Origin of the sequence: Seohaeicola zhoushanensis, assembly GCF_014656415.1 — a bacterium.
GTDB classification, from domain to species: domain Bacteria; phylum Pseudomonadota; class Alphaproteobacteria; order Rhodobacterales; family Rhodobacteraceae; genus Seohaeicola_A; species Seohaeicola_A zhoushanensis.
This window is the reverse complement of record NZ_BNCJ01000026.1, coordinates 1-12,518: the sequence shown is the minus strand read 5'-3', so window position 1 is coordinate 12,518 and position 12,518 is coordinate 1. Positions and strand designations below refer to the sequence as shown.

General features: G+C 66.3%; 11 protein-coding genes and 2 pseudogenes. 6 read left to right on the top strand and 7 right to left on the bottom strand.

Translation table 11 applies throughout. The annotated features are described in order from the left end of the window. Positions 1 to 148 precede the first annotated feature (148 nt). The 4 genes and pseudogenes from IE266_RS27345 to IE266_RS23505 form a co-directional block, all read right to left on the bottom strand. Positions 149 to 352, bottom strand: a pseudogene (locus tag IE266_RS27345) (IS6 family transposase); the annotation flags it as partial. Between the two features lie 85 nt (positions 353 to 437). Continuing rightward, entirely contained in the window at positions 438 to 1,823 is a 1,386-nt protein-coding gene (locus tag IE266_RS23515; protein ID WP_189682581.1) for an FAD-binding oxidoreductase, read from the bottom strand. Between the two features lie 10 nt (positions 1,824 to 1,833). Next, positions 1,834 to 3,267: a sulfatase family protein gene (locus tag IE266_RS23510; protein ID WP_189682580.1), complete on the bottom strand. Its 1,434-nt coding sequence runs from the start codon at positions 3,265 to 3,267 to the stop codon at positions 1,834 to 1,836. Between the two features lie 4 nt (positions 3,268 to 3,271). Then, positions 3,272 to 3,772, bottom strand: a complete 501-nt coding sequence (locus IE266_RS23505) for a MarR family winged helix-turn-helix transcriptional regulator (protein ID WP_229864426.1) — start codon at positions 3,770 to 3,772, stop codon at positions 3,272 to 3,274. 113 nt (positions 3,773 to 3,885) lie between these two features. Between IE266_RS23505 and IE266_RS23500 the strand changes: the two genes are divergently transcribed. Genes IE266_RS23500 through IE266_RS23490 form a run of 3 tightly spaced genes read left to right on the top strand, consistent with a single transcriptional unit; the run spans position 3,886 to position 7,015 of the window. Beyond that, positions 3,886 to 4,842 (top strand): tripartite tricarboxylate transporter substrate-binding protein, encoded by a 957-nt coding sequence (locus IE266_RS23500; protein WP_189682578.1) that lies wholly within the window; start codon positions 3,886 to 3,888, stop codon positions 4,840 to 4,842. A 32-nt stretch (positions 4,843 to 4,874) separates the two neighbouring features. Continuing rightward, positions 4,875 to 5,438: a hypothetical protein gene (locus IE266_RS23495; RefSeq protein WP_189682577.1), complete on the top strand. Its 564-nt coding sequence runs from the start codon at positions 4,875 to 4,877 to the stop codon at positions 5,436 to 5,438. Then, positions 5,435 to 7,015 (top strand): tripartite tricarboxylate transporter permease, encoded by a 1,581-nt coding sequence (locus tag IE266_RS23490; protein WP_189682576.1) that lies wholly within the window; start codon positions 5,435 to 5,437, stop codon positions 7,013 to 7,015. Before IE266_RS23495 ends, IE266_RS23490 begins: the two co-directional genes overlap by 4 nt. 127 nt (positions 7,016 to 7,142) lie before the next feature. Here the strand turns inward: IE266_RS23490 and IE266_RS23485 are convergent. From IE266_RS23485 to IE266_RS23475, 3 genes and pseudogenes are all read right to left on the bottom strand, one after another. Beyond that, a pseudogene (locus IE266_RS23485) lies at positions 7,143 to 7,712 on the bottom strand (recombinase family protein); the annotation flags it as partial. A gap of 163 nt (positions 7,713 to 7,875) precedes the next feature. Further along, the gene (locus IE266_RS23480; protein ID WP_189682575.1) at positions 7,876 to 8,571 is read right to left on the bottom strand and encodes a hypothetical protein; all 696 of its coding nucleotides are present in this window, start codon (positions 8,569 to 8,571) and stop codon (positions 7,876 to 7,878) included. A gap of 56 nt (positions 8,572 to 8,627) precedes the next feature. Then, complete coding sequence (locus IE266_RS23475) at positions 8,628 to 8,861, bottom strand: hypothetical protein (protein ID WP_189682574.1); 234 nt, start codon at positions 8,859 to 8,861, stop codon at positions 8,628 to 8,630. Between the two features lie 452 nt (positions 8,862 to 9,313). On the opposite strand from IE266_RS23475, the gene IE266_RS23470 reads away from it, so the two are divergent. From IE266_RS23470 to IE266_RS23460, 3 genes are all read left to right on the top strand, one after another. Then, a complete protein-coding gene (locus tag IE266_RS23470; RefSeq protein WP_229864425.1) occupies positions 9,314 to 10,333 on the top strand; it encodes a calcium-binding protein in 1,020 nt (339 codons plus the stop codon). 173 nt (positions 10,334 to 10,506) lie between these two features. Then, on the top strand, positions 10,507 to 11,802 hold the full coding sequence (locus IE266_RS23465) for a sensor histidine kinase (protein ID WP_189682573.1): 1,296 nt from the start codon (positions 10,507 to 10,509) through the stop codon (positions 11,800 to 11,802). A 3-nt stretch (positions 11,803 to 11,805) separates the two neighbouring features. Beyond that, entirely contained in the window at positions 11,806 to 12,450 is a 645-nt protein-coding gene (locus IE266_RS23460; protein ID WP_189682572.1) for a response regulator, read from the top strand. Positions 12,451 to 12,518: the final 68 nt, after the last annotated feature.

The following is a 12,518-nucleotide window of genomic DNA, read 5'->3' as shown; positions in this document are numbered from 1 at the left end:
CGGAACACGATTTCGAGTTTCGTGGGCTGGACCTGCAGCTCCGGCGGACAAATCGCGCCGATTGCCCTGTCGATCAGTGTTTCGGTGCTGGCAGACGAATGCGACCCAGTCTCCGCATCGCGGGAGGCCGGCGTCCCACTTCAGCGCAGAGACCGCGCCACTCGCGAGAGCGGCGGCGCGGCTTGCCTTGAAACCGGTTCGTGAGGTGAGGCTGCGTTCCTGGTTGAAAAGGTTGTGGACCGAAGCATGGATGGATGCGGAGCATCGCCCGCTCGCTTGGTCACAATGATTGGTGTGAGTTCTCCACCCTGCGTTTCAGACAGCGGCAAGCTACTTGGCGATCAGCCGCTCCGCCTCAAGCCAAGTTCCTCTGACACTGCCTGATGGGCGGATAAGGACAGCTGCAAGTTCTTGGTATGACGACATCCTGAACCGATCTAGACCAGCTTCCCCGGGTTCATCACGTTCAACGGGTCGACCGCCGCCTTGAGACAGGCCATCAGACTGTAGGCCGCGCCATGTTCGGCCGGCATGTATTTCTTCTTGCCGGTGCCGACGCCGTGCTCGCCAGTAACCGTCCCGCCCAGCGACAAGGCGATGCGGTTGATCGACGAGGCCAGTTCGCGCGCCCGTGTCATCTCGGCCTCGTCATCCGGATCGACCAGGATCACGAGGTGAAAGTTGCCGTCGCCGACATGCCCGACCAGCGGTGCGACGAGGCCCGACATCGCGATTGCCTGCTTGGTCCGCCCGATGCAGCGCGCCAGTTCCGAGATCGGCACGCAGCAGTCGGTGACCACGCCGCTCGATCCCGGCTTCAGCGCCTTGGCGGCGTAATAGGCCTGGTGTCGCGCGGCCCAGAGGCGGTTGCGGTCTTCCATCCGGGTCGCGAAATCGAAGTTGCGCACCCCGAAGGCCTCGGCGATCTCGCGGAAGGTCGCGACTTGCTCCTGCACCCCGGCCTCGCTGCCGTGGAATTCGAGGAACAGATGCGGCAGTTCGGCCAGGCCCAGGTCGGCGTGCAGCAGGTTCATGCCGCGCATCTGGACCTCATCCAACAGCTCGATCCGCGCCATCGGCAGTCCACACTGGATCGCCTGGATCACCGTTTCCACCGCATCGTCCACCGTCTCGAAGGCGCAGGTTGCGGCCAGGGTGCTTTCCGGCAGGCCGTGCAGCTTGACCGTCAGCTCGGTGATGACCCCCAGCGTACCCTCGGCCCCAATGAACAGGTGGGTGAGATCATAGCCCGAGGCCGATTTACGGGCCCGGCTGCCGGTGCGGATGATCTCGCCATCCGGCAGCACGACTTCCAGCGCCAGCACGTTCTCGCGGATCGTGCCATAACGGACGGTATTGGTGCCTGAGGCGCGGGTCGAGGCCATCCCGCCCATGCTGGCGTCGGCACCGGGATCGACGGTGAACATCAACCCCGTCGCGCGCAGTTCGTCGTTCAGCCGGGTACGCGTGACACCGGGCTGCACCACGGCGTCGAGATCCTTCTCGTGCACCTCGATGACCCGGTTCATCCGGCTCATGTCGAGGCTCAGCCCCCCGGCCACCGGCACCACCTGCCCTTCGAGCGAGGTTCCGGTGCCGTAGGGGATCACCGGGAGACCGTGCCGGGCACAGATCTTCACGATGGCCGAGACCTCGGCGGTGTTTTCGGGGAAGGCCACCGCATCCGGGCGCTGCGGCGGCGTATAGGCCTCGTCGCGGCCATGCTCGTCGAGGATCGAAGCGCCGGTGGACAGGCGATCCCCCAGCAGCGCACGCAATTCTTCGAGCGCCGCCAGGGGGGCGGCGCGAACCGTCTTGTTCATGGTGTCATCCTCAGGTTTCGGGTGGCGGCGTCGCCGCCGGCGCACCCATGTTCATCGCGACCTCGCGGCCGCCATAGCCCTCGATCATCGCGTCCTGGTCGGCGAAGGCGAGATCGTTCATTGCCGCCGGGTCGCAGATCTTGCGCAGCTCGTTCTCAAGCTCGGCCAGCACCAGCGCGCAGGCGGGGTCCTCGGCCCGGTTGGTGGTCTCCTCCGGGTCCTCGGCAAGGTTGAAGAGTTCGGGCCGGAAGTTGTGGTAGTGGATCAGCTTCCAGTCACCCTTGCGCAGCATGTAGGCCGCCGAGACCGCGCCAACCGCGTGATACTCGCTGAAGATCACCCGGTCCGGCTGCTCCGGCGCGGCAGCGATGTCATAGAGCGACCGGCCCGGCCGTTCGCCTTCCAGCGTGGCGCCGAAATGGTCGATGATGGTCTGCGACACGTCGAGCAGGCTGACCGGTGTGGCGCAGATCCCGGCGGTCGCGCCCGGCTCGGCCAGGATCAGCGGCACGGCGACCGATTCCTCGTACATGTTCGACTTGCCCCAGAGTCCGCGCGCCCCGACGTTGTCGCCGTGGTCCGAGGTGTAGATGATCGTGGTATCTTCCAGCTGCCCGTTCGCCTCGAGCGCCGCCACCAGCTTGCCGATGTTGTCGTCCAGGAAGCTGCAGAGCGCGAAATAGCAGGCCGCTGCCATCCGGCGCTCGGCGTCGTCCTTGAAGCCCTCGTCGCCGGTCAGGGCAAAGTTCTGCTTCTGCACCCAGGGGTGGTTCACGAAACCGTCGAGCGTGTGCAGCTTGAACGGGGGCAGGCTGTCGACCGGGTAGAGGTCGAGGTATTCCTGCGGCACGATCAGCGGGAAGTGCGGCGCCACCAGGCCGACGTAGAGGCACCAGGGCTGCTGCGGCCGGCCCGCCGCGTCGTCGAACCAATCGATGGCGCGGTTGACCACGGCTGTGTCGTAGCGCGTGTAGTTGCTCTCGCCCGGGCCGATGTAGGGGCCCAGCATCCGGCCCTCCTTGCGCACCCTCTCGTCCTCGCGGCGGATCGAGCCCCAGACCATGCCATGCCCGCCGACCACCTGCATCGGGATGTGTTCGACATCGAAGCCGGCGGGATCCTCGGCATCGCGGTAGTGCAGCTTGCCGATCGATTCGACCCGGACGCCCCTATCCTGCAACGCATGACCCCAGCCGCGCGGCTTGCCGGTATAGGGCATCGCGTTGTCCCATAGGCGGATGTCGTGAACGTAGCGCCCCGAAGCAAAGGCCGCGCGGGCCGGCACGCAGATCGGCGAGGGCGTGTAACCGTTGGTGAAGCGGACGCCGCGCGCCGCGAGCTTGTCGAGGTTCGGCGTCTTCACCAGCGGATGGCCCGCGCAGGAGAGCGCGCGCGACTGGTGTTCGTCCGACATGATGATGAGCAGGTTTCGCGTGCGGGCCACGGTGTCAGTCCTCGAACTCGGGTGTCTTGAGAAAGTCGATGCTGCTGGCCGCCTGGGCCAGAGCATGGATGGCCGGGAAGATCATCTCGCGCTGCTCCGGCGTCAGCGCCGCCAGCAGGTGGCGCTGACGGGCATCCAGCTCGGGGGCCAGCCGCGCATGGGCGGCGATGGCCTTCCCGGTCAGGTGGATCTCGAACTGGCGCTGGTCCTCGCCGCAGGGCGCGGTCGTGACATAGCCCGCATCGGCAAGGGCATTGACCGTCTTGCTGAACTGGCTCTTGTCGATGCCGGCACTCTTGCGGATATAGGTCGACCGGTTCGACAGGCCGGTGGCGATCACCCGGATGATGCGCCACTGCGGCAGCGACAGGTCGCCGTGCCGCGCGAGGATCAACCGCGCCTGCGCCGCGAGCTTGGTGCTGAGCTGGGTGATCTGGAACGGCAAGAGAAGCGACAGGTCAAAGCCGTCACCGTCAAGCGCGAGATCCTCGACATCGTCAGTCATCTGCATGTCCTCCCCGTTCAGGATCATTTCAAAATGTGGACATGTCAACCTTTTTCGTTGACATGTCCACCTTTTTGGAGAAGTCTCTCCGGCAATTCATCAGGGAGGAGACGATGGATAACTTTCTCAAGCCGCTGGCCCTCGCGGCCGCCCTTGCCCTTGCACCTGCCGCGTCGAACGCCGGCGACTGGGCGCCGCCGGGCCCCATCACCATGATGATCGGCTTCGCCGCAGGCGGTGGCGCCGATACCCAGGCCCGCCTGATTGCACAGGGAATCGAAGCGAAATACGGCTGGAAGATCCTGCCGCAGCAGGTGACCGGCAACAGCGGCCTGAGCCTTGCCGCAGAACTGGCCAAGGCGCCCGCCGATGGCACCGCGATCGGCATGGTGGTCTCCGAATCGCTGACCTACAGCGCCCTGGCCGCCGGCGACCCGAACCTGCAGCTCGACAAGTTCACGCCGCTTGCCACCACGGCCAGCTTCGAGCTGGGCCTCGTCGCCATGGCCGACGGCGCCTTCAACAGCTGGGACAGGGTGGCCGAGGCCGCCAAGGCCGGAACCCCGATCCGCTTCGGCATCGCCTCCGACCGGCAGGCCGATGTCGCCTACCTGTTCGGCAAGTCCGCCGGGATCGACTTCAACATCGTGCCGGTGAAGGGTGGCGCGGGCGTCATGAACGGCCTGCGCGGCGGCGACATCGACATCGGCTGGGTCGCCGGGGCGCAATCCAAGGCGGTACAGCAGGGTGAAATGGTCAATATCGCAAGCGGCATCCCGGCCAAGCTGAAGGATTCGCCCGATGCGCCGACGATCACCGATCTCGGCAGCACTTTCTACCTCGACGGCTACTTCATGTTCATCGCCCCGGGCAATCTCGACCCGGCCGCGCGCGAAGCCCTCGGCGCCGCCATCAACGACGTGCTGAACGACCCCGCGACCGAGGCCCACGCCCTTGTCGCCAAGGGCTTCGGCGGAGCGGATGTCATCACCGGCGAGGCGCTCGACACCAAGATGAAGACCCTGCTCGATAACGCCGCCGAGCTGCTCGAAAAAGCCAGCGCCAACTGAACCGGCCCAGCCACCGCGAGGGAGGTCCGCCCATGTCGCGCAACAAGGCCGATCTGATCCTTGGCGGTCTCGTCGTCGTCCTGGCACTCCTGGCCATTCTGGCCTGGGTCCCGAACGACAGCGCGACCGGCATGATCGTCAAACAACGCGGGCGTCTCCTGATCGGAGACGCCATGGCCCCGGTCGTCGGCTTCTCGGTGGTGGCGCTGGCGGGCCTCCTGATCATCGTCGAGAAACGCAAGGCCGGTCTCTCCGCCGCGCTGAGCCCGTCCAACCTGCGCTTCCTCCTGCTGTTCATCGGGATCTTCGTGCTCTCGATCCTGCTGATGCGATGGTCGGGGCCCGCGCTGGTGACGCTTGCCAAGGCCGCGGGGCTGACCGATCACACCTACCGCGACCTGCGCGACACCATCCCGTGGAAATACACCGGCTTCATCATCGGCGGCACCACGCTGGTCACACTCCTGATGTCCTACATGGCGGGGCGCGTCACGTGGCGCGCGGTGCTGATCGGCCTGCTCGCCACCTTCGCTCTGATCGCGGTCTTCGACCTGCCCTTCCCCGACCTCCTGCTGCCCCCCAACGGTGACACATGAGCGAGCTGCTGAACTACATCTGGCTCGGCGTCCTCGCCGTTTTCCAGGGGCCGGAGATCTTCTCCCTCTTCGGGTTCGGCATCCCCGCCGCCCCGGTGATGGTGCTGGGCGGGCTGCTGACCGGAATCGCCGTCGGCGCGACACCGGGACTGGCGGGGCCGATGGCCATGGCGGCCTCGCTGCCGATCCTGATCTCGGTCTTCGGCTTCACGCCGGACGCCCTGCTGCCCGTCTTCGGCTTTCTCATCGGCATCATGAAGGGCGCCTCGGTCGGGGGCGCGGTGCCGGCCATTCTCTTCAACATGCCCGGCACGCCCGACGCGCTGATGACCACGCTCGACGGGCACCCGATGGCGCGCAACGGCCAGCCGCGCCGCGCGCTGCGGATCGCGCAGCTGTCCTCGGTCACCGGCGACACCTTCTCGGACATCGTGCTGTTCATCTGCGCGCCCTTCCTCGCCGTGGTGGTCGAGGCCTATCTCGACCTGCCCGAGAAGACCGCCCTGCTGATCCTGTCGATCTCCTTCGTCGCCGCCGTCATGGGCGGCTCGGTCGGGCGCGGGCTGCTCTCGGTCGGGCTGGGGCTGGTCGCCGCCTTCGTCGGCACCGGCCAGGCCCTGACCCCGCGCCTGACGGCGGGGGTCGATGGGCTGGCCGACGGCTTCCCACTGGTTGCGGCGATCCTCGGCGTGCTGATCCTGGGCGAGATCTTCAAGGGCATCGAGGAACTGGCCCACGAGAAGGCCGCCGCCCGCGCCGAGGCGCGCGCCGACGGCCCCCGCCTCAGGGACGATCTCGAGAAGGGCGATATCCGCCGCATCGCCCCCTATATCGCCCGCTCCGCCGTGATCGGCACCATCATCGGCGCATTACCCGGAGTAGGCTCGACATTGGCCGCAACGCTCAGCTACTCGCTGGCCTCGCGCCGTCACGCTGCCCGGCGCAGGGACGACGAGCCCGCCTTCGGCAAGGGCGCGCCCGAGGGCATCGCCGCGACCGAGGCCGCGAATTCCGCCGTCTCCGGGGCCAACCTGATCCCGGTGCTGTCGCTCGGGATCCCCGGCAACGCAGCCGCCGTCTTCCTGATCCTCGCCGCCGACAGCATCGGCGGTTTCAACCCCGGACCGGCGGTCTTCAAGTTCACCGCCCCCGAGATCAACCCGGAACTGGTCACCGCCTTCGGCATCTTCACCCTGATGTCCATCGGCAACCTGCTGAACTGGACCATCGGAGGCCGCTTCATGCGCTCGATGGGCGTTCTCGCCCGCGTTCCCGGCCAGATCCTGCTGCCGGTGGTGCTGCTGCTGACCCTCACGGCGATCTACGTGCAGGAAACCAGCCTCTTCGCGATCTGGGTGACCTTCGCCTTTGGTCTCGTCGGCTATCTCTTCCGCCGAATCGGCGTGCCCGTGCTGCCCTTCGTGATCGCCTTCATCCTGGCCCGCCCGCTCGAACAGACCGCCCGCGAGGCCTTTGCCGCGACTGGCGGCGATCCCTGGTTCCTGTTCAGCAGCCTGACCTCGATCCTGTTCATGGTCGCAGCGGTGGCCTCGGTCGCCCTGCTGAGCCGGAAGTAGCCCATTGTCGGACAGTCCCGTCTTGGGAGCTTGTCATACAAGGCAGGCCGGCAAGTAGCCGATTGGTGGGGGCTGGCAGAGAAATGCGAACCAGTCTCCGCATCGCGGGAGGACGGTGCCCCCGTTCAGCGCAGAGACCGCGCCACTCGGCGAGAGCAGCGGCGCCGTTTGCCTTGAAACCGGCTCGTGAGGTGAGGCTGCGTTCCTGGTTGAAAAGGTTGTCGACCGAAGCCTGGATGGATGCGACTTTCTGCAAACTTCGCATAAGCCGGAAGTGGAGCATCGCCCGCTCGCGTCGTCGGAACGGAAGGTGAGAGTTTTCGGCCCTGTTGTTCGCCCAGCGACGGGATTCCTGCCGCGCGCCGCCACTCCAAATGCCCTTGGGCTTCGAGGCACCAAACTTGTCGCGAATCCGTTCCGCCGTGACCTCCCGTTCGAACTGCGCGAAGGACAGGAGCCCGTTCAGCGTGAGCCGCCCCATCGACGAGGTGGTGTTGAAGGCCTGCGTCACAGAGACGAAGGAGACCCCTGCCCCATCGAAGACCTCGGCCATCTGCGCGAAGTCCGAGAGCGCCCGTGTCAGCCGGTCTACCTTGTCGACGACGATTACGTCGATCCGTCCCGCCCTGACATCCTCGAGCAGCCGAACAAGCCCCGGACGCTCGATAGATCCGCGCGAGTAGCCGCCATCTTCATAGCGGTCCAGTTTTCAGGGGGCAGAGCACTGTCTCACGATGACGGGCTGGTGACGCCGTCCCTGGTGCCGTCGGCAATTTTCAAACAACAACAGTGCGGGCGGGAGCAGAAGAAAATCGCCTCGGTTTCGGCTCGCAAAGTGCAGGAAGCGGCCAGAGTTCCCTTCAGCGCGTCAGCAGCGCCCGAACCCGCGCCAGATCGTCTGGCCTAAGCTGGCGGGTGCGTACCAGGCTGCCCGACGGGTCGGTCAGCGAGTACCGGCCACCATCCATCGTCTCGCGCCAACCGCGCCGATCCACGAGCTCGACCGCGCCGGATCTGCTGTCCATGCGCAAGAGCAGCTCACCTCGGCGAGCGCCGCCGAGATTTGTATGCGCCAAACGTGCCAGGTCGGCGTGCGTGGCGGGCCTGTCTTCGGCAACCCCGCCATTCCGGTCGAGGCGCGCATAGCGCCCTTCGACCACGCTCTCGCGGCTGCCGTCGCCGTAGGACAGCGCAACGGTATCCACGGAGGAGGGCCCATGCGCACGGCCGTCGTCGGCGCCCCTGTCGCGGCCGTTTCTGTCGGTCTCACGCGAATGGCCATCGCGATGACCGGAACGGCTTCCGGAGGGATCCTTGTCGTCACCACCGCTGCTTCCGTGACCGCTGCTGTCGCCGTCATCACCGCTGCCCGATCCACTGCTGCCGCCGTCATCACCACTGCCCGAGCCGCTGCTGCCGCCGTCGTCACCGCTTCCCGAGCCGCTGCCGCCGCCATCGTCGCCGCCGTCCTTGGCAAAGGACATGGCAGGCCAGATCACCTCGGCCGACAGCCCGGGCAGTGCGGCAGACAGCATCAGAAATCGGCGTCGGTTCATTCCATCCTTCTCCGAAACGCCGGCCCGGTTCGCCACCGGGCCGTTCGCAACCTGGTTTACAGGGCCAGCTCAACCCCGGCCAAGATCATCGCTGCCGCGTCCGCGCCGCCCATGGTCCTCTCCTGCGGAATCATCCGAACCCCACCCGTGGTGTCCGTGATCGTCGCTGCCGGCGTCGTCCGAACCGTGCCCGTGGTGTCCATGATCATCGCCGCCCGCGTCGTCCGAGCCGTGCCCGCCACCATGATCGCCGCCGCCGTGGTCGTCACCCCCATGGTCGTCACCACCATGGCCACCCTCTCCCTCGCCGCCACGGGCATGGGCCGCAGAGACCCCAAGTGCAGAAATGCTGGTCAGGTTGGTGCCAATCGGCGCGAGGGCAAGAACCGCGCCAGCGATGAGTGTCCTGGCTATCCGGGCAATGTGCGTATCCGACATCTCGATGTCTCCTGTTGTGAAATCGCCGTCCTTTCGGCCCCTTTACCGCTGCTCCTTCCTCCGCTTCTTTGCCACCCCGAGGGGACCTTCGCGCCCGACCGTCAGACTTCTTTGCCTGGCATCATAGACGATGGTCGCCAATGATCATCGGACCAAGGTCGGATGATCCGCAGCGGCAGCCAGTTTTCGGACCTTGGTCCGGTCCGCCCCCGACCATTGCGCGCGAACCGCCGGACCAGCGCAGGATGTGCCCGCCACCGCAGAAGGTTAGCCAGTCTGCACCAACCTCATCAGGAGAACGGCGATGGACATTGCAAGGATCGAAGTTTTTGGCAGCGATATCACGGTGCGCTTTACCGACGGTTCCCGCGAACGGATCGAGAATGGGATTTATGAACTCCGCAACGCCGAGGGCGACCGGCTCGACCGGCACGAGGCGACCGCCGAGGATATCGCGCGTCTGGGTGACATGGCGTCGGACTGGGAGAGCGCGGTCAAGCCGCTCGACGCCGTTGTCATCAAGGTCGAGGATATCCCCGACCATATCGACATCTACTACAACGATGGCCGCAAGGAGCAGATCGACTTCGGCATCTACGAGATCAAGGACGCCGACAACCTGACCGTATTCGAGCGCCCCGCGACGCAGGCGGACATCGATCGTCTCTTCAGCCTCGATCCGGGCGAGTTCGGGACCGGCGAAGCGGCCGATCTCGGGCCGATCGAAATCACCGGCGGGGCGGGCGAGGACGATCTGGACGGGAGCGCGCTGGCCGACGACATCAGCGGGCTCGACGGCGACGACCGGCTGCGTGGGCGCGGCGGGGACGATACCGTGGACGGCGGTTCGGGAGACGACCGGGTGCGCGGCGATGGCGGGGACGACATCGTGCATGGCGGTGAAGGCAACGACCGGGTCCGCGGCGACAGCGGCGACGATACGGTCCATGGCGATGGCGGCGACGACAGGGTGCGCGGTGGACGTGGCAACGACACAGTTCTGGGTGGCGACGGCAACGACCGGGTCGACGGTCAGGAGGGCGACGACGTGCTGAATGGCGGCGCCGGGTCCGACGTCTACAATGGCGGGCTGGGCAACGACGTCTTCGTGTTCGAGGCCGATGGCGTGCGCGACGTGATCAAGGACTTTGAGGATGGCGCCGACCTGATCGACATATCGGCCTTCGGGGTTGCCGATTTCGCGGCGCTCTCGATGACCCAGGTCTCTTTCGACCGGGTGCTGATCGACCTGGGCGGCGGCGATATCATCGCGGTTTCGGACGTTACACTGGCGCAGCTCACGGCCGAGGACTTCATCCTCTGATCGGCCGCGCGGCCGGACCACTTCATCCGACCAAAGCCCGTATCAGCCGGCGCAGGACTGTCCTAGACTGCGCCGGCAATCCCGCCGCGAAAGGACCCGGCACGGTGCTGCCCGCCTGGACGAAAGACCTGACCCTCGCCACCCGGTTCGCCCTTGCCGGTGGCGTTGTCCTGGTGCTGTCCGCCGCGCTCATCGGCCAGTTTTCCGCCCGCAGGATCGAGGCGGCCGTGGTGCGCAGCACGGCCGATGCGACCGCCCTCTTCATGGACAGCGTCATTGCCCCGCTGGGCCAAGAGCTGAGCGAGGAAAACGATCTCTCGCCCGGCGCCAGGCGCGCCGTGTCAGAGCTGCTGTCGGGGACACCCTTGGGTCAGCGGGTGATTTCCTACAAGCTGCGCAACCGTGACGGCGTCCTGGTTGCAGCCAGCGATGCATCGTTGATCGGTCGTGACTTCGGACTTTCCGGCGCAGTTGCGCGGGCGCTTCGCGGCGAGGTGATCGCGACCTTCGAGGATCTTCACGACGAGGAGGACAGCGCTGAAGCCGCGCTGGGCCTGCCACTGCTCGAGATCTACAGTCCGATCCGCGCCGCCTGGTCGGGAGAGGTCATCGGCGTGGCCGAGTTCTACGAGGTGGCTACCGGCCTGGCCAATGACATCGCCGAGGCGCGGCGCAACGTCTGGACGGCGGTCGTGCTCGTCCTGGGCTGCATTGGCTGCGCACTTTATCTGATCGTGCTTCAGGGGAGCCGCACCATCGTGCGCCAGCAGGGCGAACTGGCACGCCAGCTTGCCGACCTCCGCGCCATGTCCAACCACAACACGCAACTGCGGCTGCGCATCCAGCAGGCGGCCGCGCGGGCCACCGCGATGAACGAAACCGCATTGCGCGGCATTGGCGCCGATCTGCATGACGGCCCGGCGCAATACATGGGATATGCCGCGCTGCGTCTCGATTCCCTGCGCGCCCTGGCGCCGGGTGAAGCGGCCCAGCGCGAGATCGATGCGGTGATGACGTCGGTGCAGGATGCGATCCGTGAAATCCGCCAGATTTCCCGCGGCCTGGCCCTGCCCGATATCGAGAACCGCAGCCCCTGCGAGATCCTGCGCAGCGTGGCTGAGGCGCATATGGCCCGCACCGGCGTTGCCGTCGCAATCGATTGTTCGCTGCCGGCCGACCTGCCCCTCGATCCGGCCAGGCGCATCTGCCTCTACCGCTTCGCCCAGGAAGGACTGACCAATGCCTGGCGACATGGACAGGGTTCTGACACATCGCTTTCCGCCGCCCTGGCAGAGGGCGTCATCCGTGTGGCGGTTCGCGACCGTGGGCCCGGCGTCAGTTCCGAACGGTCCGAAGACGGCATGGGGCTGGCCGGATTGCGCGACCGGGTCGAAAGCCTTGGCGGCACCGTTGTCCTGCGCAATCGCGACGATGTGCCCGGCGCCGAACTTGTCATGGAGATGGAGTAGATCATGGCAGACCGCATCCGCATTGTCGTCGTCGACGACCACCCGCTCTACCGTGAGGGCGTGGTCCGCTGCCTCGACGAAGATCCGGACTGCAACGTGGTCGGACAGGCAAATGACGCGCAATCGGCCATCGAGATCGTCGCGCGCGAGCGTCCGGACGTGGTCCTGCTCGATCTGTCCATGCCGGGCGGCGGAGGCATGGCGGCCCTGAGATCGATCCGCGGCCTCGACCCCAGGCCGGTAGTGGCGATGCTGACGGTGTCGGAAAACGATGATGACGTCTTGCAGGCCCTGAAGGCCGGCGCGCTCGGCTATGTCCTCAAAGGCGTGGGCGGCCGGGAACTGCTGGGAATCGTCCACGACCTCGCTGCCGGAAGATCCTATGTCTCACCGGCGCTCGCCGCACAGATCCTCAACGCGATGCGCGACGATAACCGCCAGCCCGCGCATCCGGTCGACAGCCTCAGCAAGCGCGAACAAGACATTCTCCGATTGGTTGCCGAAGGCCGCTCGAACAAGGAGGTCGGCCGCGACCTCGACCTGCAGGAGAAGACCGTCAAACACTACATGACGGCGATCCTGCAAAAGCTGCATGTGCGCAATCGAACGGAAGCGGCCTTGATGGCACGAGATCGTTGGAGCGGCTGACCTGGCGGAAGTGACCTAATGGGATGAACTGCCTTCCCACCAACGCGCTGCTACCGTGACGGGCATTG

What these genes read in the sequence shown, in the direction of transcription:
- IE266_RS23515 (WP_189682581.1), bottom strand. Translation starts at nt 1,823, where the DNA reads ATGAACAAGACGGTTCGCGCCGCCCCCCTGGCGGCGCTCGAAGAATTG.
- IE266_RS23505 (WP_229864426.1), bottom strand. Translation starts at nt 3,772, where the DNA reads ATGACTGACGATGTCGAGGATCTCGCGCTTGACGGTGACGGCTTTGAC.
- IE266_RS23500 (WP_189682578.1), top strand. Translation starts at nt 3,886, where the DNA reads ATGGATAACTTTCTCAAGCCGCTGGCCCTCGCGGCCGCCCTTGCCCTT.
- IE266_RS23495 (WP_189682577.1), top strand. Translation starts at nt 4,875, where the DNA reads ATGTCGCGCAACAAGGCCGATCTGATCCTTGGCGGTCTCGTCGTCGTC.
- IE266_RS23490 (WP_189682576.1), top strand. Translation starts at nt 5,435, where the DNA reads ATGAGCGAGCTGCTGAACTACATCTGGCTCGGCGTCCTCGCCGTTTTC.
- IE266_RS23480 (WP_189682575.1), bottom strand. Translation starts at nt 8,571, where the DNA reads ATGAACCGACGCCGATTTCTGATGCTGTCTGCCGCACTGCCCGGGCTG.
- IE266_RS23475 (WP_189682574.1), bottom strand. Translation starts at nt 8,861, where the DNA reads ATGGTGGTGACGACCATGGGGGTGACGACCACGGCGGCGGCGATCATG.
- IE266_RS23470 (WP_229864425.1), top strand. Translation starts at nt 9,314, where the DNA reads ATGGACATTGCAAGGATCGAAGTTTTTGGCAGCGATATCACGGTGCGC.
- IE266_RS23460 (WP_189682572.1), top strand. Translation starts at nt 11,806, where the DNA reads ATGGCAGACCGCATCCGCATTGTCGTCGTCGACGACCACCCGCTCTAC.